23 protein-coding genes are annotated in these 22,828 nt (G+C 59.2%); 5 read left to right on the top strand and 18 right to left on the bottom strand.

Annotated features, from left to right (window positions below):
• Nucleotides 1-79: 79 nt before the first annotated feature.
• From rseP to GGD50_RS05065, 12 genes are all read right to left on the bottom strand, one after another.
• Nucleotides 80-1,753, bottom strand: a complete 1,674-nt coding sequence (gene rseP, locus GGD50_RS05120) for an RIP metalloprotease RseP (protein WP_107107938.1) — start codon at nucleotides 1,751-1,753, stop codon at nucleotides 80-82.
• Between the two features lie 23 nt (nucleotides 1,754-1,776).
• The gene (locus GGD50_RS05115; protein ID WP_107107937.1) at nucleotides 1,777-2,610 is read right to left on the bottom strand and encodes a phosphatidate cytidylyltransferase; all 834 of its coding nucleotides are present in this window, start codon (nucleotides 2,608-2,610) and stop codon (nucleotides 1,777-1,779) included.
• On the bottom strand, nucleotides 2,610-3,356 hold the full coding sequence (locus GGD50_RS05110) for an isoprenyl transferase (RefSeq protein ID WP_107107936.1): 747 nt from the start codon (nucleotides 3,354-3,356) through the stop codon (nucleotides 2,610-2,612). The genes GGD50_RS05115 and GGD50_RS05110 overlap by 1 nt, the downstream gene beginning before the upstream one ends.
• 105 nt (nucleotides 3,357-3,461) lie before the next feature.
• Nucleotides 3,462-4,022, bottom strand: coding sequence for a ribosome recycling factor (frr, locus tag GGD50_RS05105; protein ID WP_028755025.1), 561 nt, complete (start codon nucleotides 4,020-4,022; stop codon nucleotides 3,462-3,464).
• Between the two features lie 56 nt (nucleotides 4,023-4,078).
• Nucleotides 4,079-4,798 (bottom strand): UMP kinase, encoded by a 720-nt coding sequence (pyrH, locus tag GGD50_RS05100; RefSeq protein WP_107107935.1) that lies wholly within the window; start codon nucleotides 4,796-4,798, stop codon nucleotides 4,079-4,081.
• A gap of 153 nt (nucleotides 4,799-4,951) precedes the next feature.
• On the bottom strand, nucleotides 4,952-5,878 hold the full coding sequence (tsf, locus tag GGD50_RS05095; protein WP_107107934.1) for a translation elongation factor Ts: 927 nt from the start codon (nucleotides 5,876-5,878) through the stop codon (nucleotides 4,952-4,954).
• A gap of 374 nt (nucleotides 5,879-6,252) precedes the next feature.
• Complete coding sequence (rpsB, locus tag GGD50_RS05090; RefSeq protein WP_028755022.1) at nucleotides 6,253-7,020, bottom strand: 30S ribosomal protein S2; 768 nt, start codon at nucleotides 7,018-7,020, stop codon at nucleotides 6,253-6,255.
• 190 nt (nucleotides 7,021-7,210) lie between these two features.
• Nucleotides 7,211-8,317, bottom strand: a complete 1,107-nt coding sequence (locus GGD50_RS05085) for a substrate-binding domain-containing protein (RefSeq protein ID WP_107107933.1) — start codon at nucleotides 8,315-8,317, stop codon at nucleotides 7,211-7,213.
• The gene (locus tag GGD50_RS05080; RefSeq protein WP_107107932.1) at nucleotides 8,317-8,934 is read right to left on the bottom strand and encodes a 5-bromo-4-chloroindolyl phosphate hydrolysis family protein; all 618 of its coding nucleotides are present in this window, start codon (nucleotides 8,932-8,934) and stop codon (nucleotides 8,317-8,319) included. Before GGD50_RS05080 ends, GGD50_RS05085 begins: the two co-directional genes overlap by 1 nt.
• A gap of 7 nt (nucleotides 8,935-8,941) precedes the next feature.
• Nucleotides 8,942-10,516 carry a substrate-binding domain-containing protein gene (locus GGD50_RS05075; RefSeq protein WP_107108138.1) on the bottom strand — a complete coding sequence of 525 codons (1,575 nt, stop codon included), beginning with the start codon at nucleotides 10,514-10,516 and terminating at the stop codon, nucleotides 8,942-8,944.
• A 5-nt stretch (nucleotides 10,517-10,521) separates the two neighbouring features.
• Nucleotides 10,522-11,601, bottom strand: a complete 1,080-nt coding sequence (locus tag GGD50_RS05070; RefSeq protein ID WP_107107931.1) for a toxic anion resistance protein — start codon at nucleotides 11,599-11,601, stop codon at nucleotides 10,522-10,524.
• A gap of 223 nt (nucleotides 11,602-11,824) precedes the next feature.
• Nucleotides 11,825-12,649, bottom strand: a complete 825-nt coding sequence (locus tag GGD50_RS05065; RefSeq protein WP_107107930.1) for a cell envelope integrity EipB family protein — start codon at nucleotides 12,647-12,649, stop codon at nucleotides 11,825-11,827.
• Between the two features lie 232 nt (nucleotides 12,650-12,881).
• On the opposite strand from GGD50_RS05065, the gene GGD50_RS05060 reads away from it, so the two are divergent.
• Genes GGD50_RS05060 through GGD50_RS05045 form a run of 4 tightly spaced genes read left to right on the top strand, consistent with a single transcriptional unit; the run spans nucleotide 12,882 to nucleotide 15,750 of the window.
• A complete protein-coding gene (locus GGD50_RS05060; protein ID WP_107107929.1) occupies nucleotides 12,882-13,349 on the top strand; it encodes a RidA family protein in 468 nt (155 codons plus the stop codon).
• Complete coding sequence (locus tag GGD50_RS05055; RefSeq protein ID WP_107107928.1) at nucleotides 13,349-14,080, top strand: glycerophosphodiester phosphodiesterase; 732 nt, start codon at nucleotides 13,349-13,351, stop codon at nucleotides 14,078-14,080. Before GGD50_RS05060 ends, GGD50_RS05055 begins: the two co-directional genes overlap by 1 nt.
• Before the next feature lie 12 nt (nucleotides 14,081-14,092).
• Nucleotides 14,093-15,280 carry a GNAT family N-acetyltransferase gene (locus tag GGD50_RS05050; protein ID WP_107107927.1) on the top strand — a complete coding sequence of 396 codons (1,188 nt, stop codon included), beginning with the start codon at nucleotides 14,093-14,095 and terminating at the stop codon, nucleotides 15,278-15,280.
• 41 nt (nucleotides 15,281-15,321) lie between these two features.
• Nucleotides 15,322-15,750: an HIT family protein gene (locus GGD50_RS05045; protein ID WP_107107926.1), complete on the top strand. Its 429-nt coding sequence runs from the start codon at nucleotides 15,322-15,324 to the stop codon at nucleotides 15,748-15,750.
• Nucleotides 15,751-15,873: 123 nt separating this feature from the next.
• Here the strand turns inward: GGD50_RS05045 and clpA are convergent, their stop codons facing one another.
• The 5 genes from clpA to cysE all read right to left on the bottom strand — a co-directional run bounded on the left by clpA (nucleotide 15,874) and on the right by cysE (nucleotide 21,039).
• The gene (gene clpA, locus GGD50_RS05040; protein ID WP_107107925.1) at nucleotides 15,874-18,402 is read right to left on the bottom strand and encodes an ATP-dependent Clp protease ATP-binding subunit ClpA; all 2,529 of its coding nucleotides are present in this window, start codon (nucleotides 18,400-18,402) and stop codon (nucleotides 15,874-15,876) included.
• 10 nt (nucleotides 18,403-18,412) lie between these two features.
• The gene (clpS, locus tag GGD50_RS05035) at nucleotides 18,413-18,766 is read right to left on the bottom strand and encodes an ATP-dependent Clp protease adapter ClpS (RefSeq protein ID WP_028755011.1); all 354 of its coding nucleotides are present in this window, start codon (nucleotides 18,764-18,766) and stop codon (nucleotides 18,413-18,415) included.
• 290 nt (nucleotides 18,767-19,056) lie between these two features.
• The gene (locus GGD50_RS05030) at nucleotides 19,057-19,425 is read right to left on the bottom strand and encodes a phasin family protein (RefSeq protein WP_107107924.1); all 369 of its coding nucleotides are present in this window, start codon (nucleotides 19,423-19,425) and stop codon (nucleotides 19,057-19,059) included.
• A 418-nt stretch (nucleotides 19,426-19,843) separates the two neighbouring features.
• On the bottom strand, nucleotides 19,844-20,047 hold the full coding sequence (locus tag GGD50_RS05025) for a DUF3126 family protein (RefSeq protein ID WP_107107923.1): 204 nt from the start codon (nucleotides 20,045-20,047) through the stop codon (nucleotides 19,844-19,846).
• Nucleotides 20,048-20,175: 128 nt separating this feature from the next.
• Nucleotides 20,176-21,039: a serine O-acetyltransferase gene (gene cysE, locus GGD50_RS05020; protein WP_107107922.1), complete on the bottom strand. Its 864-nt coding sequence runs from the start codon at nucleotides 21,037-21,039 to the stop codon at nucleotides 20,176-20,178.
• 75 nt (nucleotides 21,040-21,114) lie between these two features.
• Here cysE and GGD50_RS05015 point away from each other — a divergent pair, with 75 nt between their 5' ends.
• Nucleotides 21,115-21,915 (top strand): enoyl-CoA hydratase-related protein, encoded by an 801-nt coding sequence (locus GGD50_RS05015; protein WP_107108137.1) that lies wholly within the window; start codon nucleotides 21,115-21,117, stop codon nucleotides 21,913-21,915.
• Between the two features lie 6 nt (nucleotides 21,916-21,921).
• Here GGD50_RS05015 and GGD50_RS05010 read toward each other — a convergent pair whose 3' ends face one another.
• Nucleotides 21,922-22,707 carry an alpha/beta fold hydrolase gene (locus GGD50_RS05010; protein WP_107107921.1) on the bottom strand — a complete coding sequence of 262 codons (786 nt, stop codon included), beginning with the start codon at nucleotides 22,705-22,707 and terminating at the stop codon, nucleotides 21,922-21,924.
• Nucleotides 22,708-22,828 lie beyond the last annotated feature (121 nt).

Here is a 22,828-nt window from a genome sequence, read left to right as displayed (position 1 = left end):
CTTCATTTCAAACCGTGGCTCATTCGCCACTACAGCTTTGAAACATCGTAAATAAATCGTAATTTCCTCTACTGCCCCATCAGCCTATCCTGGAGCTGATGTCGTTCCATGTCGCAAACACCATGAGTGACAGGACCATCGCAAAACCAATTCGAAAAGCGATGTCTTGTGCCCGAGCACCCAGCGGTTTTCCCCTTACGGCTTCAATCGCATAGAACATCAAGTGCCCGCCATCAAGTACCGGCACCGGCATCAAATTTAATAACCCAATGGAAACAGAAAGTATGGCGGCGAATTGGAGCACCGCCGAAAAGCCCAGGGTTGCCATCTGCCCGGAAAGCTGAGCCACCCGAATGGGGCCGCCGAGCTGATCCGCCTTCATGTAGCCGCCGATGACATTGCCGAGATATTCGAAGGTGCCGGACACGATATTGCCGGTCTGTCTGACGCCTTCGCCCAGCGCCTGGAACGGACCATATGCCTCATAACGGAGCTTGATGGGCTTCTGGCCGTCAGTAATCCCGATGCTGCTGATCTGCGTCTGGTTGCCGAAGGCATCGGGCTCTTCGGTTTTCTTCGGAAGTATTTGAACGTCGCGTGTGCCACCGCTGCGCTCGACGGACAACACCACCGGCTTGTCCGCACCGGATGCCAAATAACGCTGCACGTCGCCGATGGAATCGACCACATGCCCATCCACGGAGAGGATACGGTCGCCAAGCGCGAGACCGGCCTGTTGCGCCGGGCTGTCCGGTGCGATCGAAGCGACGAGCGGGTCGATCGGCGAAATACCGATGCTACCGACGTCCTTCTTCTTTCCAGAGGCGTCGGTCGCGCTCAACGTTTCCGGCACCATCGGAAAATCACGGATCTGACCGTTGCGTTCGACCGTCAAGACGAGGCTCTTGCCGGGGCGATCGCCGACGTAGCGGGCGATATCATAGTAGGTCGCGACATTGTTGCCGTCGACGGCGACCAGGCGGTCACCCGCCTGCACGCCCGCCTGCGCTGCCGGTCCACCCGGCTCAACCGCCGTCACCAGCGGATCGACGAGCGCGATGCCGATGCGTCCCATTTCCATCTTGTTGCCGAACTGATCTGTGTCTTCCACGAGCTTCGGCAGGATGCTGAAATCGCGCTTCTGGCCGTCGCGCTCGACGGACAGCACGATATTGCGACCGGGACGCAGGCCGACATAGCGCTGCACCTCATCGAACGTCGTCACCTTGTTGCCATCGATGGCAACAAGACGGTCGCCTGGCTCGATTCCCGCTTCAGCGGCGGCACCGCCGCGCATGACCACGGCGACGACCGGATCAGCGACGGTGCGGCCATAGACGCCAAAGAGTACGGCGAAGATTGCGATGGCGAGAATGAAATTGGCGATCGGGCCGGCCGCAACGGTGGCCGCCCGCTTCCAGAGCTTGGCGCCGGCGAAGGACCGGGCGCGCTCCTCCTCGGTCATGGCCGCGAGCTGATCGACATCGGTCTTGCTCGAGGCATCCTCGTCGCCGAAGAAGCGGACATAGCCGCCGAGCGGAATGATTGACAGCTTCCAGCGCGTACCATGGCGGTCGGTAAAACCAGCGACTTCCGGACCGAAGCCGATCGAAAAGGCCATGATGCGGATACCGGACCAACGGCCAACCAGATAGTGACCCATTTCGTGCACGAAAACGAGCAAAGACAGTACGAAAACAAACGTTATGACGTTGTTCGTCAAGAAGCCGATAATGCCTGCCACGCTACCCATGCACGATCCTGTTCGCGTTGATTTCAGACACCGAGCAGAACGCCGCCCAATGACATAGTCTCGCCGCTTATTGTCAGCGATATTACGATAGCCAAGAAAAACGCTGCAAAACAAGCAAAAATTAGTCCGTCGACCCGGTCCATGACGCCGCCATGGCCGGGAATCAGGTGGCTGGAGTCTTTGACTCCGAAGCGGCGCTTGATGAAAGACTCGAAAAGATCGCCGATCTGGCTGCAGATTGACAGCACCAGAGTGAGCGCAGGAATCCATAAACCATCTGCCGAGAAAAAGCTCCAGACGACCGCTGTTCCGGCAATCACCGCGGCAATGGCCCCGCCGATCGCGCCCGACCAGGTCTTGCCCGGCGATATGCGCGGCGCAAGCTTCGGCCCGCCGATGGCGCGGCCAACGAAATAGGCAAAAATATCCGTCGCCCAAACGGTGGCGAAGATGAACAGCATCAGCACGAAGCCGCGCAGATCGTCATCCCGGATCTCGGCAAGGGCGATTGCCGTCAATCCCGCATAGAATATTCCGCCGGGCAGCCACCAGCTTTTGCTACGCATGGCGACCATGATCGCCGTGACCGCAACAAAGATGATCAGCAATTCGAGGGAATAGACGGATTCCGCCGCTAGTGTCGCGCTGGCTATCAGCAGGAGGCCGAGCCAGCCAAGCGCATTGCCCTGCGGATCGCGACCATGCAGGTCCGTTATCGTAGACCATTCATAGTAGACGAGCAAGCCGATCGCCGCCGCCAGGATACGAAAGCTCAGACCGCCATACCAAGTCGCAGCCAGAACGACCGCGGCAAGAACGATGCCGGAAATGATGCGCAGCCTGAGTTCACGGCTCATCAGGACCCCACGGCCGCCGCCTGTTTGGCGGAAAGCCCGCCAAAGCGCCGATCACGCGCGGCGTATTTTTCCAGCGCGGAGAAGAAGAGGTCCCGGCTGAAATCCGGCCAGTACTCCGGCATGAACATGAATTCCGAATAGGCCGCCTGCCAAAGAAGGAAGTTCGACAGCCGCTCTTCGCCGCTGGTGCGGATGATGAGATCAGGATCAGGGATTCCGGCCGTATCCAGTCGTGCATCGATCAATTCGGGACGAATATCCTGCGGGCGCAGGCGCCCGGCTTCGACGTCCTTGGCCAGGCTGACGAAAGCGCGGGTGATCTCGTCGCGCGAGCCATAGTTGAAGGCGATGATCAGCGTCAGCGCGGTATTGTCCTTGGTGGTCTCTTCCGCTTCGATCAACAGCGGCAAGATATCGCTGCGCAGATTGTAGCGGTCGCCGATCACGCGGATGCGGACATTCTGGCGATGCAGTTCCGCAAGGTCCCGCCGAATGAACGCCTTGAGCAGGCCGAGAAGGTCGCTCACTTCAGTCTCCGGGCGGCGCCAATTCTCCGAGGAAAAGGCAAAGAGCGTCAGATATTTTATACCGACATCCCCTGCCGCCCGTACCGTTTCGCGCACCGCCTCCACGCCCTTACGGTGGCCCATGGTGCGCGGCAGGCCGCGCGCGTTGGCCCAACGCCCGTTGCCATCCATGATGATGGCGAGGTGATCGGGTATGGCAGAGAACGTGGGAACTGACATATGGATCCGGTTTCGTTCGGCAGGAAATGCTCCAGGACTTCAAATCTAGCGCACCCTCACCGCTTTCAATGTTTCTTGATCGAAAGCGGGATGCTCTAGTGGCAATCAGACCTGCATGATTTCCTTTTCTTTGTCGGCTAGCAAGCGGTCGATATCCGAAATCGTATCGTCCGTCATCTTCTGCACACGCTCAGACTGAGCGCGGCTTTCATCCTGACCGATTACACCGTCCTTTTCGGCCTTTTTGAGACCGTCCATGCCATCCCGGCGGACATGGCGAATCGCCACCTTCGCCTTCTCGGCATATTCATGGGCAACCTTGACCAGCGAGCGACGGCGCTCCTCGTTGAGTTCCGGCAGCGGAATACGCAGATTTTGGCCATCGACGATCGGGTTGAGGCCGAGATTGGATTCGCGGATCGACCGCTCGACGGCGCCGACCATCGACTTATCCCAAACGGAAACGGTCAGCATGCGCGGCTCGGGTACGGTGATGTTGGCAACTTGGTTCAGCGGCATGCGCGAACCATAGGCTTCAACCGTGACCGGATCGAGAATGTTGGCGGACGCGCGGCCGGTGCGCAGCGAGGCGATATCGCTCTTGAATGCCGCGATGGCGCCGTCCATGCGGCGCTTCAGTTCCTTGAGGTCGGTGCCTTCACTCATGTTTTTATACTCCCGTGTAATAGGCGGCGCCGGGAAGGCCCGGTGCCACAGGAACGTCAATTGTCGGATACGATGGTCTTACGACCGCCGCCGGTCAAGATTTCTGCGAAACCGCCCTTTTCGTGAATGGAAAAGACGACGATCGGAATTGAATTTTCCCGTGCAAGCGCCACGGCGGCCACATCCATGACGGCGAGCCCCTTTTCCAGCACCTGGCTGTGGGTCAGATGTTCGAAACGCTCGGCATCCGGGAACTTCTTCGGATCGGCGGAATAGATGCCATCGACCTGCGTGCCCTTGAAGATTGCTTCGGCGCCCATTTCGGCGGCGCGCAGCGCAGCGGCGGAATCGGTGGTGAAAAAGGGATTGCCGGTGCCGCCGGCAAAGATCACCACGCGGCCCAGCGAGAGATGATAGAGCGTCGCACGCTGCGAGAAGCTTTCGCAGATCTCCGGCATGGAAATGGCTGACAGCACCACCGTGTCGATATCCAGCTTGCGCAGCGAGGTGGCCAGCGCCAGCGCGTTGATGATGGTGCCGAGCATGCCCATGTGGTCGCCGGTTACGCGGTCTCCGCCCTTGGAGGCCACGGCAACGCCGCGGAAGATATTGCCGCCGCCGACGACGACGCCGACCTCGACACCCATTTCGCGCGCTGCGGCAATATCGGATGCAATGCGGTCAGCGACGGTAACGTCGATACCGAACCCCTGGCTGCCCATCAGAGCTTCGCCGGAGGCCTTGAGCAATACGCGCTTGTAGATCGGCTGGGACATTGTCGCTCCTTGAAGTGATCGCGGGGTAATAGTGAAAGCCGGATACACGAAGGGCACCGCGTTGTCACGCGATGCCCACGGGTTTCCCCTGATATGGTTTCACCTATCTGGGATATGGTTTCGTTTCGTCAACAGACGAAATGAATTCGTTGATCAGCCCTTGGCGGCAGCGGCGACTTCGGCAGCGAAGTCGGTCTCTTCCTTCTCGACGCCTTCGCCGAGAAGAAGACGGGCCATGCCGGTGATTTCGATCGGCGCACCGGCGGTCTTTTCAGCTTCCTTGATGGCAGCGGCGACGGTCAGGTCCGGGTTGATGACGAAAGCTTGCGACAGAAGAGCGACTTCTTCGAAGAACTTGCGCATGCGGCCTTCGACCATCTTTTCGATGATGTTGTCCGGCTTGCCGGAGGCGCGGGACTGCTCGATGAAGACGTTGCGTTCGCGCTCGGCGACGGCAGCGTCAACTTCTTCCGGACGGATGGCGAGCGGGTTCGTAGCAGCAATGTGCATGGCAACCTGGCGGCCGATCGACGTCAGAACGGCCTTGTCACCGACGGACTTCAGGGCAACCAGAACGCCGAGCTTGCCGATACCGTCGCCAGCAGCGTTGTGGATGTAGGTCGCCACGACGCCGTGCTCAACTTCCAGCTTGACCGCGCGACGAAGCGCCATGTTTTCGCCGATGGTTGCAATCGCGTCCTTGATGGTGTCGACAACCGGCTTGCCGGATGCGGGATAGGTCGCAGCCGAAATGGCTTCGACAGTGCCGTTGGTGGACAGCGCAACTTCGGCGATGCCGCGAGCAAGATCCTGGAAGGCATCGTTACGGGCAACGAAGTCGGTTTCAGAGTTGAGCTCGACGACGACGGCCTTGTGACCGGCGCCGGCAATGGCGACCAGGCCTTCAGCGGCGGTGCGGCCGGACTTCTTGTCGGCCTTGGAGATGCCCTTGGCGCGCAGCCAGTCGATCGCGGCTTCGATATCCCCGTTCGTCTCGGTCAGCGCCTTCTTGCAGTCCATCATGCCTGCGCCAGACTTTTCGCGCAGTTCTTTCACCAGTGCAGCCGTAATCTCGGTCATAAGCTTCCTCTTGTCGGTTCATACGGTGCGGCAAACGGCGTTAAGCCGAAGCGGCACCGATTTGAGGGACGAAATGTACCCGTAAGTATGACAGCGTTATGAAGCAGCGTCATACTGTGGAATTCTGTTTGGAACATGCCTGGATTTTCCGCCTACAGCGCCACGCGTCATGGTGACGCGTAAAGGTCGCTGTAGCACTTTAAATCTGCTGCATAATTTACCCTTAAATCGATTCCGATTTAAGGAATTATGCAGTAGGCCAGCAGTTACCAAAAACGCGATAAGGCCGCTCGAACTCCTTGAAGTCGCAAACGGCCTTATCCCGGATATCAATACGCTCGGGCGGACAAGCTTCTGCCCGCCACAAGACGCGATCAGGCTTCGGTGCCGTCCGCCAGTGTCGGCTCGACCGGAGCTTCAACGGAAGCGCCGAGGTCGCGGCCGGATGCGCTCTGCTGGCGGGCGATGCCGTCGATGGCAGCGCGCGAGATCAGGTCGCAGTAGAGAGCGATGGCGCGCGAAGCGTCGTCGTTACCCGGGATCGGATAGTCGATCAGGTCCGGATCGCAGTTCGAGTCGATGATGGCGACGACCGGAATGCCGAGGCGCTTGGCTTCGTCGATCGCGATCTTTTCCTTGTTGGTGTCGATGATGAACATCAGGTCCGGGGTGCCGCCCATATCGCGGATACCGCCGAGAGCCTTGTCCAGCTTTTCGCGCTCGCGCTCAAGGTTCAGACGTTCCTTCTTGGTGAAGCCCTGGGCTTCGCCGTTGAGGATTTCGTCGAGCTTGCGCAGACGCTGAATGGAATTCGAAATCGTCTTCCAGTTGGTCATCATGCCGCCGAGCCAGCGGGCGTTGACGTAGTACTGGGCCGAGCGCTTGGCGCTGTCGGCGATCAGTTCGGACGCCTGACGCTTGGTGCCGACGAACAGAACGCGGCCGCCACGGGCAACGGTGTCGCTGACAACCTGCAGGGCGCGGCTCAGCAGCGGAACCGTCTGGGCGAGGTCGATGATGTGGATGTTGTTACGATCGCCGAAGATGTACGGCTTCATCTTCGGGTTCCAGCGATGCGTCTGGTGGCCGAAGTGAACACCAGCTTCCAGAAGCTGACGCATAGAAAAATCAGGCAATGCCATGCCTTTGACTCCTTTTCCGGTTGAACCTCCGCAAGGCGAACAGCATCCTCTTCGAAGATGCCACCGGGCGGAACGATCCGGATTTCTCCCGGACAATCCCATGCCTTACGTGTGGAATGCGGCTGCCCATACATTCGATTTGCCGGGAATGCAAGGCTTAGGTGGAAAAAATACGGCAGACCCCTGCCCTTTAGCTCGCCACCTTGTCGAGCAACGCCAGCATGACGTTGGCGTCCGGCATTGGCAAGACCGCGTCGATCTCGGCCGGCAGCAGGCCTGCAATCGCATCATGTGCATTACCGGTCGCCGTGCCCAATGGCCCGCGGAAGCCGTGCTTGGTCCAGGCGAGTTCCTGCAGCTTCGGCCTTGTCAGCGCATCCATCATCCGGTTGGCGGTTTCATCCACGACGATCAGAGGATGCGACGAATAGACGGTCGGATGCGGATAAAGCACAACCGGCTTTGCCGTGGAGCTCGATTGAACGCGCTTCCACCGTCCGGGATCGGCGATGATCCATTCGACCAACTGATTCTCGTAGCCGACGATCATCGGTTCGCCGCCGAGCCCGCCGGCGAGATATTGATCGAAAAGCTTGCCTGATGACGGCGACTTGAAGCCCATATTGCGGAAGATCATCTGCGCCTTGTCGCCCGACCGCGCGAGATCGGCGACCGTCGCGACGTTGCCGGCAAACAGGCTCAGTACCAATCCGGCAAACATGAAGCCGGAATTGGAGCGATTCGGATCGGTCGAGACGATGCGCGCCTGCCCGTAGAGCGCGTCGACCCCGAGCTTGGACCAATTCGTTCCAGCAAGGACGGCATCGAGCAATGCCTTCAGATCAAGCTGATGCTGTCCGGTGGGCGTCACGGTGACCAGCCCGGCTTTCATCAACCCGTCGACCACCGGCTGCCAGGTGTAGACGACGACCGGCGTGTTCAGCACGACGCGGTCGTCGCGGATCTTGACGCCGCGCTGCCGGGCGATATCGACCATGATCGAGGACGACGGCCAAAGGAAAGCAGGATTCTGCGACAGAAGTGCCTGCTCGCGCACCATCTCGACGGAGCCGGCCACACGGCTGTCTATATCCAGTCCGTATCCATGCAGAGCGCCGACAACATCCTCGTCCGCCAGAAACGCCACCTTCTCACCGCCGATGAAGCCGAAGAGCTTCGTGCGGTTGCCGAGCAGTCCCTGGAACTCCGGCCGGTCCTTCACGGCGAAATAGCCACCGGTGCCGGCAACGCCGGTAGCAAGAAGTCCCACTCCAAAGGCGCGGCGAGAGATAGCCATCAGCGTCCGATATCCTCTTTGAGCGAGGCCTGTATGAGGCGCAGCTCGGTGTCCAGCGTATCGAGCCTGTCGTCGACGAGACTGTCCGAATAGTGCACGAAGGCATCCTCGAGTTTGGTGAGCACCAGCTCAACGTCCTGCAATCGTTTCTGGTCCGGCACGCGCTTGGCCTCGAGCGTGGCGAAACCCTCGGCGACTTCGGCCGCTCGCGGCAGGTAATAGCTGAGGAAGCGCCGCACGGTGCCGGCGCTTTCCGGGCTCGCCTCCACCTTGGCAAAGACATCGGCGGCGATTTCGGCCAGATGCCGCACGCGCTTTGCCGTCTCTTTGTTGGCGATGTGATCCGCCGAGACTTCCAGCCTTTGCGCTGCCGGTGCGGCCGCACTCAAAAGATCGCGCGCGAAATCGAGACGTCCCTTGCCGATGGCTTTCGCATCCAGACCTTCGAAAAGCCGACGCGGCGACAATGTAAAGATGAGGCCTGTAAAGACGAGCAGACCGATGACGGCCGCGATCCACAACGGCATCTTCGCAAAGAAGCTCAAGACGGGAACGACGATCGCGGCGGTAAGCCCCGCCACGATCCAATTCCAGTCATTGCCGAACCAATTGCGCATCGGTGTCCTAGTTGTAGCCACGCACCGCGCGGAAGGCGCTGACGAGATCGCCACGACCATCGAACACACGCCCCGATGTCGCCTTGGTCAAGGCATCGAGCTGCGACTTGTCGGCGTCGCCAAAGGTGATGCCGAAGACCGGCACATGCGGGTTGGTTGCCATCCACTCACTCAGAAAATCGCGGCTCGCATCATCGGACTTTCCGTCGGTCATGATGACGATCGCCGGCAGATAGGACGAAAGATTTTGGGTATCCTTCATGCGCTCAAGCGCCCTGCTTGCGCAAGCATACATATCGGTGCCGCCATCGGCATGCTGCAGCGACACTTTATCGACAAGGTTCTTCTGTTGTGCGGGGTCGCCCGTGGCCAAAAGCGTCGTCCGTACGCGGCTGTCGAACGGAATGACCATGATGCGGTCCGCCGGCGTCCATTGCGCCAGCACCTTTCCGGTTTCATCCGGATTGAACAGGAACCGCATGGCAGCCTGCAATTGATTTTCGCCCGTGCCTCCCATGGAGCCGGAGAAATCCAGGCAAAGGGCCGTGAGCGACGGCTTACGCAATGCGCCCTGGTAGAGATCGAGCGCCTGGCGAATCACGGTCGGCTCCGGCATGCGGATCGCGGTCACCAACCGGCTCGGGTCGAAATTCCAACTCGGGTCCCCTTTCGTCACAGCATCTCCCAATGGAATGCGTCGGCCGGTGTCGGCAATGCGCTTCTGCACGGGTGCGGACCGCAAATAGGCGACCAGTTCGTTGAAGAAAGTTTCGACCTCGGGTCCTCGTCCGTGATCGATGAAGCCGATCGGTGAGTCCGCGATCGCCACGCCATCGGCCGGATAGATCGCATAAAGCGGCTCCTTGCCCATGCCGATAAGCTTGTCGTTGGTCTCCTTCAGCACCGCCTCGTAGTTCCACATGGCATCGTAGAGCGTGCCCTGGCCAGCAGAATCCGTATAGAGGTCCGCGAGCCAGCCGGAGGAACCCGACGAGCGTTCGACCCCGGCAAGCAGCGCCCTGACGGTACCCTGAACCTCCGGCTTGTCGAGATCGCCCGGCTCGATGACAGGCTTGTTGCCGAGCGCGCTGGAGAGCATGGCGAGATAGGCGCTGGCGCCCGAATTGGACTGGGTTGCCGAGGTCATGAGAAATTTCAGCGAGCCGTTTTTCACCGCCGCCAAGATGTCCTTCATGAACACAGGCTTGCCGATCCAGCCGAGCGCCTGCGCCTTCGATTTGCGCACGCCGAGGATAACGGGCGTCTGCGCCACCGAGGTCAGCGTCTTCACGCGGCGTTTGGTGTCGAACATATCGACCCAGACGCTCGATGCCGGCCAGACGGCGTCCTGCTCGACGCCAGTTTCGCTCTGCAGCGCCAGCCCGATATCCAGCGTGCCTTCGTAGGTGAAGCTGCAGGTGGCGTTCTTCTGTTTGCAGAATTCTTCGACGATCGGCTGGATAACCGTGTTTTCCGAGCCGGAGACGATCGAGAACTTCGGACCTTTGCCGCCGGCATCGCAGCCCGCCAAGGCGAGCGCCGCCGTCAGCGCCAGGCCGGTGAGAAGTGTGCGGATCATCATGCCGCTCATCGTGCCTCGATCATCGCCTTTTTGAGTTCGACGGTCATTCTCTCCATTTGCTGCTCGGCCTCGGCCCGCTTCCTGCGGCCTTCTTCCTGCACCTTCAGGACACCGCCGATCGTATCGATCAGGTCGCGGTTGGCGGCGGCGAGCGTATCGATATCGACGATACCGCGCTGCGATTGCTGTTCGATGGCAATCGCCTGGTCCTTCATCATCTCGGATGCCTGGCGGATCATCTCGTTGGTGGCGTCAGTCACCGTCTTCTGCAATTCGAGCGCCGATTTCTGCCGCGACAGCCCGAGCAGGATCACCATCTTCTGCTTCCAGGCCGGCACCGTCAGCGCCGATGTCGCCTGCAGATTCTCGATCAGCGTTTCGTCGCCGGCCTGCACGATGCGGATCTGCGGCAATTGCTGAATGCCGAGCTGGCGGGCCTGCTGCAGGTAGAATACCCGCTTCTCCAGCCTGTCGAGGGCCTGCAGGCTGTCCTGATAGGTCTGCGCCTCCAGCATGCCGCCGCCGGGATTGGCAGCCGCGGCATCAGCAGCGCTTTTCAGCTTCGGCAGTTCGACACTGCGGAAATGCTCTGCAAACGTCTTGCCCGCCTGCACGTAGGCGTCGAGCTGCAGGATCGACCGCTTTGTCTCCTCATGGAGATCATCGAGAAGTGCGATGTCGCGGCGCAGCGTATCCTTGTGCCGGTCGAGCTCGAGACCGATGCGATCGATCTGGCCGGCCACATCCTCGAACTCCTCCTTGAAGCGTTCCAACCTCGCCTTGAAGGACGAGAAAATCTTGGAAAGAAAGCCCTCATCCTTCAGCGATGCCGGGTCGAGCTTCTTCGACTTGATGATGATATCGGTCAGCAGCTTGCCGACCTCACCAAGATCGCGATTGCGGACCTCGCGGAGAATCCGGTCGGAATAGTCGGAGACGGACTGCTGGGCACGGTCCCCATAGACCGAAATACCGGCGCGGTCGTTCAAATCGATGGTATCGCCGATGCGGGCAATTTCCGCCGGATCGGCCGTGACAACCGGCAAAGCAGCGTTAGAGGCAGGGGCGAGATCGGTATTGGCCATAGGTCGTGCTTTCTCGTCTATCAACACGGGACCTGTCTGCGGAAGCCTGCCGATTATTCCCACAATAAGCGACGCGGCCCGCATGGCCCGCTACAATTCCAGATCGGCACAGCGGGACATGAGACTCACTCACGGGCGTGCCGGATGCACCCCAGAATAGTGAAGCTTCGAATACAATTTTATGACGAAGATTTTGCCCTGTGGCTTGGCGCCGTGGCCAAGCCTATTGGCAGGCCTTGGTGTCGAGCACTTCAAGCTTGGAAAGCTTGCCGGTCAGCACGAAGTCACCATAGTCCATGGTGAGGTCGCGGGTGATGCCGTTTTCATAGAGCTTGAACGACATGCGATAGACCGGGATGGCGTCGCCCTTGGATTTGTCGTTGAAATAGGCAACGGTCACCGGCCAGAACGGTGTTTTCGCGAACATACCGGCCTTGTCGGCATCGGGATCGTCGGTGGCGGGCGTCGACTGCTTGCCGACGACGGTTGTTGCGATCAACGACTTGTCGCCATCGTCGGAGCCGTCGAAAACCTCGGCTTCGAAGAAATTCCTGCCGAGCTTCGCATTATGAATGATGTCGAGCATATGTTCTGTCGGAAAGCGGCTCTGAATGAGCTCGACCTGCTTGGCCTGCGGCTGGGTCAAATCGACCTTGATGCCCTTCTGGTCGTCCGCCGCCGCACCACGCACGTCCTTATCGAGCTGGTCGTCCGTATAGGATTTGGTCTCGAAGCGGAAAACGCGCTTGGTGAGATCCTCGAATGTGGTCGTCTGCTGATCGCTGACGCGTGTCGTGTCACCCGTGTCGATCTGCGTGACGAAGCGGAAATTGGTGGTGAAACCGGTGCAATCGGAGCCGTCGAACTCATAGACCATACGGCCGAACATGCCGGCGATACCAGACCGGTCGGAAGCGTCCTTCAGTTCGAGATCATAGACGGCGCGATGCGCGATCAACCCGCTTGGACCTGCCGCCATGGCGGATGCGCCCAGAGACGCGACGCCTAAACTCGAAACAACAACGGCGGCAAGACTCGAGCGGAACATTCATTATCTCCTGTTGGACTCGCACGCGATGCTATAAGAACGCTTCGGCTAGAGTGAGGCGGACCGTCATCAATTCGTCATCTCACTCTGCCTTTTGATTTGGCGTGATCTCGTCCAAGATCGCTTCTGGTATTTCGGGATCGTGCTTAAATCGAGGCTGCCTTTCCCGGCAAAGGGAATCTAAGCTTGATGCCGGATTTTTGAAGATTTTACAACAAAACGGGAGATGAAAATGTCCGACGCCATCGAGAGCCGTCTGAAGGAGCTTGGCATCGTCCTGCCGCAGGCTGCCGCGCCAGCCGCCAACTATGTGCCCTATGTCATCAGCGGCAATCTTCTTTATCTGTCCGGGCAGTTGCCGATGGAAAACGGCAAGCTTGGTGTCACCGGCCTCCTCGGTAGGGATGTCGACGTTGCCGGCGGCCAACGCGCTGCCGAGCTTTGCGCCATCAATATTCTCGCCCAGGCAAAGGCAGCCCTGGACGGCGATCTCGGCCGCATCAAGCGCATCATCAAGCTGAACGGCTTCGTCGCCTCGGCACCCGAATTCGTCGAACAACATCTTGTGATCAACGGTGCCTCCAATCTTCTGGCAAATGTACTTGGCGACGCTGGCAAGCATGCGCGCGCTGCGGTCGGCATGGCAGCACTGCCGCTGAATGCCGCCGTCGAAATCGATGCCATCATGGAAATTGCATAATGAGCAAGATTGCCTGGCTTACCGAACGTCCTGTCGCCCATCGCGGCTTTCACGACATGAACAAGCAGGTTTGGGAAAACACCTTGTCGGCTTTTGGCCGCGCGATCGAGGCGGGTTTTTCCATCGAATGCGATCTCCATTACGCCGCCGACGGCGTTCCGGTCGTCTTTCACGATGACGATCTGCAGCGCGTCTGCAATCTTCCCGGCCAGCTTCGTGACCGGACCTCGGCCGAACTCGGCCTGCTCTCGGTCGGCGGCACCAACGACAAGGTCCCGACGCTGAAACAGCTCCTCAAGCTCTGCGACGGCAAGGTGCCGTTGGTGCTGGAGCTGAAGGGCCGCGAAGGTGACGATGAGGGCTTTGCGGAATCCGTGCTGGAAGTCCTGGAGGGCTATAACGGTCATGTCGCGCTGATGAGCTTCGACCATTGGCTGCTCAAGGACCTGAAGGCGCTCAACGCGCCCTACCCTGTCGGCCTGACGGCGGATGGAAATGAGCCCGAGACATTTTTTAAGCATGACGAAGCCATGCAGCTTGGGCTAGACTTCATCTCGTATTTCTATGGCCACCTGCCGAACCCCTTCATCACGGCGCAGCGCCAGCGCGGCATCCCGGTCATCACCTGGACCGTGCGCGACGAAGCGGCCCGCAAACACACATTTGCCAACGCAGATCAAATGACCTTCGAAGGGTTCGACCCAAGGGAGAGCCCTGCCTTTCCTTCCTAACAGACGAATTTGATGACAGACGAATTATCCATTCGAGTCGAGCGTTCTTTCAAAAACATTGCTCCGGAGGGCTGGTCCAAGCTCGCCGGGGCGTCGAGGACGGGTACGGTGCGGCCGTATAATCCGTTTGTCTCGCATGCCTTTTTGTCATCCCTGGAGGAGTCGGGCTCCGCCACCGACAAGACCGGCTGGCTCGGCAATCACCTGTTGCTCGAAACCGACAGCGGCGAATTGATCGGCGCCGTCCCCGGTTATCTCAAGAATCATAGCCAGGGTGAATATGTCTTCGATCACGGCTGGGCCGATGCCTTCGAGCGCGCGGGCGGCCGTTATTATCCGAAGCTGCAGTGCTCCATTCCCTTCACGCCGGCAACCGGCCCGCGCCTGCTTGTAGCCGAGGGACAGGATCGCGATGTGATTCAGCCGGCGCTGGCCGAAAGCCTGAAGGAGGTGACCCGGCAGCTCGGCGTCTCCTCCGCCCACATCACCTTCCTTCCGGAAGACGAGATTTCCGTCTTCGAAGGCGATGGCTACCTGCATCGTACCGACCAGCAGTTCCATTTCATCAATGATGGTTATCCCAACCATGACGCCTTCCTTGAAACACTGGCGTCGCGCAAGCGCAAGGCGCTGAAAAAGGAGCGTCGCGCCGCCCTTGAAGGCGGCATCAGCATCGACTGGCTAACGGGTAGCGATCTCACCGAGCGTATCTGGGACCAGTTCTTCGCTTTCTATATGGATACCGGCAGCCGCAAATGGGGCCGGCCCTATCTCACCCGCAAGTTCTACTCGCTGATCGGCGAGCGGATGGCCGACGATATCCTGCTGGTGATGGCCAAGCGCGAGGGCCGCTATATCGCCGGCGCCATCAACTTCATCGGCGGCGAAACGCTCTATGGGCGGCACTGGGGATGCGTCGAAGATCATCCCTACCTGCACTTCGAAGTCTGCTATCATCAGGCGATCGATTTCGCGCTGGCCAAGGGGCTGAAGCGCGTCGAAGCCGGCGCGCAGGGCGAACACAAGCTCGCCCGCGGCTATCTGCCGGTCATCACGCATTCGGCGCATTATATCGGCCATCAAGGCTTGCGCCGCGCCGTTGCCGACTATCTCAGACACGAGCGCGAGCAAGTTGAGGAGATGAGTGAGATCCTGGCCGAGCACAGCCCCTTCCGCAAAGGCGAGCGGCAAGATATCTAGCTGCTCTGGACAATTATAATCGGAAGACGAGGAGACCCTGGATGACCAGCCCCGCCTATGACCCCAACAATATTTTCGCAAAGATCCTGAAAGGCGAGATCCCGTCCTATCGTATCTACGAGGATGAACACACGGTCGCTTTCATGGATGTCATGCCACAGGCGCCCGGCCATACGCTGGTGCTACCGAAGTCCGCTTCGCGCAACCTTCTCGATGCCGATCCGACCGTCCTGCCGCATCTGATTACCACGGTCCAGAAAGTCGCCGTCGCGATTCAGGAGGCTTTCGAGGCGGATGGCGTCTACATCGCCCAATTCAACGAGCCGGCCGCCGGCCAGACCGTGTTTCACCTGCACTTCCACATCATCCCGCGCCATGAGGGTATCGCCCTGAAGCCGCATTCGGGCAAAATGGAAGATGGCGCCGTTTTGGCGGAGAATGCCAAGAAGATCATCGAGGCGCTGAGCTGATCAAAGCCGAGCAAGCATCGATCCCTCTAAATCTCTTTGTGAGATATAGCGCGTAAACATATGGAAACGGCTGCATTGTCTCCAATGCAGCCGTTTTCGCTTTCTCAGACGATCAATCGCCGATTACTTGCGCGGTACCTTCGGCACCGTGCTGCCCTTGCGCGGCGACTTGCCGTCCGGTTCACCATCGCTGGCAGAGGACGGCGTCTTCGGCGAGCGGCGGGTATCGGAAGCAGCATCCGCCTTGCCGACGCGGCTTCTGGTCTTGACGGTGTCGCCATCATCCTCTTCCACATCGACCACGGAGTCGACCACTTCGGCTTCCGGCTTCGGCCGGATCGGTGCGGTATCCGCGATGGAGTCGAGTAAGATGCCGGTCGTACCGTCTTCCTTCTTGCCGACGGTGACCTTGACGACGCCACCCTTCTTCAGCTTGCCGAAGAGGATTTCGTTCGCCAGCGGCTTCTTGATGTGTTCCTGGATGACGCGTGCCAACGGGCGGGCACCCATCTTGTCATCGTAACCCTTCTCGGACAGCCAGGCGATCGCGTCCTCGTGCAGATCGAAGGTCACGTTCCGTTCGGAAAGCTGAGCCTCAAGCTGCATGATGAACTTCTGCACGACCTTGTGAATGACCGTGGTCGGCAGCGCTGCGAACGGAATGGTCGCATCCAGACGGTTGCGGAATTCCGGGGTGAAGAGCCGGTTGAGAGCCTCTTCATCCTCGCCCGTCCGCTTGGACGAACCGAAGCCGATAGCGGACTTGGCCATTTCCGATGCGCCCGCATTGGTCGTCATGATCAGGATGACGTTGCGGAAGTCGATCTTCTTGCCGTTGTGGTCGGTCAGTGCGCCATGGTCCATGACCTGCAGCAGGATATTGAAAATATCCGGATGCGCCTTCTCGATTTCGTCGAGCAGAACGACGCTGTGCGGATGCTGGTCGACGCCGTCGGTCAGCAGGCCACCCTGGTCGAAGCCGACATAGCCGGGAGGTGCGCCAAGCAGACGGGAAACCGTGTGACGCTCCATATATTCCGACATGTCGAAGCGCAGCAACTCGACGCCAAGCGAGGAGGCAAGCTGCTTGGCGACTTCCGTCTTACCGACGCCGGTCGGGCCGGAGAAGACGTAGCAGCCAATAGGCTTGTTCGGTTCGCGCAGACCGGCACGAGCGAGCTTGATCGAGGTCGACAGAGCTTCGATCGCCGTATCCTGGCCGTAGACAACCGAACGCAGTTCCTGTTCGAGATTGGCAAGAACCATCTCGTCATCCTTGGACACCGTCTTCGGCGGGATGCGAGCCATCGTGGCGATCGTTACCTCGATCTCCCGCTCCGTGATCAGCTTGCGGCGCTTGGACGGCGGCAGCAGCATTTGCGCAGCACCGGTTTCGTCGATCACGTCGATCGCCTTATCCGGCAGCTTGCGGTCGGAGATGTAACGAGCCGACAATTCGACCGCCGACTTGATGGCGTCGTTCGAATAGCGCAGGTGATGATACTCTTCGAAATAGGGCTTCAGGCCCTTCATGATTTCGATGGCATCCTCGATGGTCGGCTCGTTGACGTCGATCTTCTGGAAGCGGCGGACAAGAGCCCGGTCCTTCTCGAAGAACTGACGGTATTCCTTGTAGGTGGTCGAACCGATGCAACGGATCGCACCCGAGGAAAGAGCCGGCTTCAACAGGTTAGACGCATCCATCGCACCGCCGGAGGTGGCACCGGCGCCGATGACGGTATGGATCTCATCGATGAACAGCACGGCGCCCGGATATTCTTCCAGCTCCTTGACGACCTGCTTCAGACGCTCTTCGAAATCGCCGCGATAGCGGGTACCGGCCAGCAGCGTGCCCATGTCGAGCGAGAAGATGGTCGCATCAGCCAAGGCTTCCGGCACCTTGCCTTCAACGATGCGCTTGGCGAGGCCTTCGGCGATCGCGGTCTTGCCGACGCCGGGGTCACCGACATAGAGCGGGTTGTTCTTCGAACGGCGGCACAGCACCTGGATGGTGCGGCTGACTTCGGAGTTGCGACCGATCAGCGGATCGATCTTGCCGTTCTTCGCCTTCTCGTTGAGATTGACGCAATAGGCCTTCAGCGCATCCTGCTGCTTCTTGTTGTTACCTTCCTCCTGCTCGCCGCGCGAGGTCGGCTTGCTTTCCGATTCGGTATCCTCGGCGCCGCGCGGCGTGCGGGTCTGGGAGGAACCCGGCCGCTTGCCGATGCCGTGAGAGATGTAGTTGACCGCATCGTAGCGGGTCATTTCCTGCTCCTGCAGGAAGAAGGCCGCATGGCTTTCCCGTTCCGCAAAGATTGCGACGAGAACGTTGGCGCCCGTCACTTCCTCGCGGCCCGAGGATTGGACATGGATGACGGCGCGCTGGATGACGCGCTGGAAGCCGGAAGTGGGCTTCGAGTCCTCGTCATAACCAGTGATCAAATTTGACAGTTCATTATCGACGTATTCAGTCAGCGTCTTACGGAGCGCGTCGAGATCAACATTGCACGCGCCCATGACAGCCGCGGCGTCGGCGTCGTCCACCAAAGCCAATAGCAGATGTTCCAGCGTGGCATATTCGTGATGCCGCTCGTTCGCGTAGGTCAGTGCCTGATGCAGCGCCTTCTCAAGACTAGGCGAAAATGTTGGCACGTTCAGATCCTCACTTCTTTTCCATAACACATTGCAGCGGATGCTGGTGTTGCCGGGCAAAATCCATCACCTGACTCACCTTCGTTTCAGCTACCTCATATGTATATATCCCGCATTCGCCGACGCCGTGGTTGTGGACATGAAGCATGATGCGGGTGGCACTCTCTCGATCCTTTTGGAAGAAACGCTCCAGGATGTGGATCACAAATTCCATGGGCGTGTAGTCGTCGTTTAGAAGCAGCACGCGGTATAGGTTGGGTTTCTTGGTTTTGGGCTTGGTGCGCGTGATCACCGAGGTCCCGCGATTTCCGTTGTCCCCGTTCCTTTCGCTGTCGTTTTGCATCCGGATCGGCTCAGCGATCATTTCATTCATTCCTCAAATCATCCGGCAGAAGCTATCGCATTCCGACTTGGCAAACTGGATTGGGTAACTGACTCCGTCGGGCCGGATATCCGAACCCCTAACTTAGTTCATATTGGTGCGATTTTAAGCCCCCTACCGGACACTGCAATCAGAATTCGTTGCCAAAGCGGGCCATGATCAAAAAAGTCGCGGCCACGATCGAGCCGAGATCGACAATAAAGAACGCAAAAGACCGGCCGCGGGTCGCGCAGCCGGTCTCTCGTGAATATCGCTGTTCTTAAGCGAAACGCTTATGCAGCAGGTGCAATCGAAGCGGCGGTCTTGCTGGCAGCCTTGGTGGCGGCGGCAACCGGAGCTTCGTAGGGCTTGTAGACGGTCTTGGCGAGATCGGCGTACATTTCGCCCAGCTTGGTCGCCTCGGCTACGAAGTTTTCATAGGAGGACTTTACGAAGCCGGTCTGCAGCTCGAAAGCAGCTTCGAAGCTCTTCACGCCGGCCAGCGTTTCGAAATGCGTAACGCCGTCCTGGAACGACTTCTTGGAATATTCGGCGGCTTCAGCAGCAATCGCCTGGAAACCCTTGGTCACATCGGAATAGCTCTTCAGAGCCGTGTCCATGGCTTCCTTGCCCTTCTTGTTCGCTTCATCGAAATTGAACATGCTTCTCCGTCCCTTTGTTGGTTTGGCCGACGGCCGGGTTACCTGGACGAAAACTAAATGCGGCGCACAAATAGTCAAGTAGTCTTGTGCAACGCAGTATCACCCCAGGATTGCATTCTTAATGACAGGCAAGCGACTGCCGGAGAGGGCCCCGGGCATGTTCCTGTTTTTGCTAATATATATCAACCGGTATGCAACTTCCGGCTTTGAGAAAAATATTCGATTTCGATGGAAAAATCCGAATTTCGGCACCAAATCGGCCAAACTCGATCGCAAATAACGCGTATCCGGCTTATTTCCTGGTAATCATCTAAAAAAAGAGCCGCATTTCAGTGGAATGCGGCTCTTGATATCATCTCTATGGAAATCGAGAGATCGACCAGGGGTCGAGCGTCGACCTGACAGCAGGAGCTGTCGATCAGAGATCGACGTCCAGGATCGCCATGGAAAAGTTGTAGGAACGGTCGCCGTCTTCGTCGTCGATATAGACAACGCCCAGGAACTCTTCGCCAAGATAGACTTCCGCGGAATCGTTCTTGCGCGGGCGGGCCTTGACCACGATCTGCGGGTTGAACGTGCGTTTGAAGTAGGCGTCGAGCTTCTTGATTTCGTCAGGCTTCACAATTCATCTCCGTCGGGATTCTCGGGTTGGCCGCTTCTTGCATAGGAAAAGCGGCGGTGTAAAGACCAGAAGCGCGCCTTCTGCTTGTGCCGCCGGAGCAAAATCCTGACAATCAGGTGGGATTTCCGTTAGATACCGGCACCCATGATTTGGTCGGCGACGATCTGCTCTGCAAGGAGCTGATCCATGGAGCGGGACGGTTCCGAACAGCCGGCTTCCCCGACCACCTTGGCCGGCACGCCGGCCACTGTCGTCTTCGGGGGAACTTCCTTCAGCACCACCGAGCCGGCGGCGATGCGCGAGCAATGGCCGATCTGGATATTGCCAAGAATCTTTGCGCCGGCACCGATGAGCACGCCATGGGCGATCTTCGGATGACGGTCGCTGCCTTCCTTGCCCGTACCGCCGAGCGTGACGCCGTGCAGGATCGAGACGTTGTCGCCGATGACGGCCGTTTCGCCGACCACCAGGCCGGTCGCGTGATCGAGGAAAATGCCCTTGCCGATGCGCGCGGCCGGGTTGATATCCGTCTGGAAAACGCTGGAGGAACGGCTCTGCAGATAGAGCGCAAAATCCCGGCGGCCGCGATTGTACAGCCAATGAGCCAGGCGATGCGTCTGCAGGGCGTGGAATCCCTTAAAATAGAGGACCGGTTCCATGAAGCGCAGGCAAGCCGGATCGCGGTCATAGACGGCCTGAATGTCGACGCGCAGGATCGAGCCCCATTCCGGCCAATCGGCCAGCATTTCCTCAAAAGTCTGGCGCAGCAGGATGCCCTGCATATCCGGATGGTCGAGACGTTCGCAGATGCGATAGATGACGCATTCTTCCAGCGACTTGTGATTGATGATCGTGGAATAGAGGAAGGCGGCCAGAAGCGGATCCCGTTCGGCGGCTGCACGCGCTTCTTCCCGCACGCTGCCCCAGATGGGATCGACGACCTTTACAGAGCCTACGCCTTCGACCTGGCGAATGTCCGTTGCTGCGACCATTGCGGTCTCCTGATTTCCTGTCGGTGAAACATTATATAGAGTAAAACTGCGACAACATAAATGGGGCGGGCGCGCATGAGTTTTGAGCATGATTTTGCTAGTGGTCTCCTGCGCGCTACCTGTAGCGACGCCATCGGTACACTCACCATCGACAATCCCGGCCGCAAGAACGCCATCACCGCGGCAATGTGGCGCGCCATACCGCAGGCCATTCGCCTTTTGACCGACAAGGCACAGGCGCATGTGATCATCATCCGCGGTGCTGGCCAGGATTTTTCGACCGGCGCCGATATCAGCGAATTTGACAGCCTGCGCAAGGATGCCGAAACCGCTGTCGCCTATGAGGCGTTGAACAGCGCCGCCTTTACAGCGATCCGCCATTGCCGTGTGCCGACGATCGCAGCAATCCGGGGCATTTGTTACGGCGGCGGTTTCGGCATTGCCGCCGCCTGCGACCTGCGTGTCGCCGCAGAGGGAGCTCGTTTCTCGGTGCCCGCCGTCCGCCTCGGCATCGCCTATCCAGCCGATGCGGTGCAAGACATCGTCAACGCGCTCGGGCCTCAGATGGCCAGGGTCACGCTTTTCACCGGCGCGCAGATGTCGACCGACAAGATGGTCGCGGCCGGCTTTCTGCTGGAAGAGATTACAACAGACGCATTCGACGACGAGGTTTCGGCCCTCGCCCGCGCTATTGCCGCCAATGCGCCGATCGCACTGCATGCCTCCAAGCTCGCGGTTCGTGCCGTGATCGAACAGGATAGCGACCTCCTGCGCGAGGCCGAGGTGATCGGCGCCGAGACCTTCGACAGCGCCGACTATGCCGAAGGCCGTGCAGCCTTTGCCGCGCGGCGCAAACCGCATTTCACCGGCAAGTGACTTGATCTATTGGTTGGCGAGGCGTTCGTAGAACTCCAGGACGGCCTGTTTGAACACCTTGTCGCCGACGGCGAGCATATGGTCCCTGTTCGGAATATCCAGCGCTTCAGCATGCGGCATCAGCGCCGCGAGCTGTTGCGGCGAACCGGCGATATCATCCTTGGTACCGACGCCGATCAAGGTCGGCGCCTGGATCTTTGCCACGTCTTCCTTGGCGACCAGATCGCGCGAGCCCCTGATGCAGGCGGCGAGCGCCTCACGGTCGCTCTTGTTCTGATCGGCGAAGGCGCGGAACATGCGGCCGCGCAGATGCGCGACATCGTCAACCGACGGCGCCAATAGCGCATCGGCGATCGGATCCCAATCACCGACACCATCGACCATGCCGATACCGAGCCCGCCGAAGACGAGCGAGCGGACACGATCGGGATGGGCCATCGCGAGGAACGCCGAGATGCGCGCACCCATGGAATATCCCATGACATGGGCTTGGGGGATGCCGAGATGATCGAGCAGCGCGATCGCATCCTCTGCCATGACCCAGGGACGATAGGCATCGGCATCATAGGCTTTGTCGCTCAAGCCGTGGCCTCTATTGTCGATGGCGACGACGCGATAACCCGCCTCGCCCAGCGACTTCAGCCAGCCCGGATTGACCCAATTGGCAATCGCGGTCGAGGCAAAACCATGAATCAACAGGACCGGCGCGCCATTCGGATCGCCTTCGTCGAAATAGGCCAGCTTGAGACCGTCATGGACGAAATAGGAAAAGGCAGGGCTATTCAAATTCATGGCAAGATCTTCGTGAACATCGTCTCTTTGTTGCGGACCTTATTTTATCAGCAATATCAGGTGAACCCCGCGCTTGCGAAAATCTGTGCGCCGAGCCGGACTTTCGCACTACACAATCGGC

This window comes from Martinezella paranaensis (genome assembly GCF_014200235.1).
GTDB classification, from domain to species: Bacteria; Pseudomonadota; Alphaproteobacteria; order Rhizobiales; family Rhizobiaceae; genus Rhizobium; species Rhizobium paranaense.
This window is presented reverse-complemented; position numbering and strand designations above follow the sequence as displayed.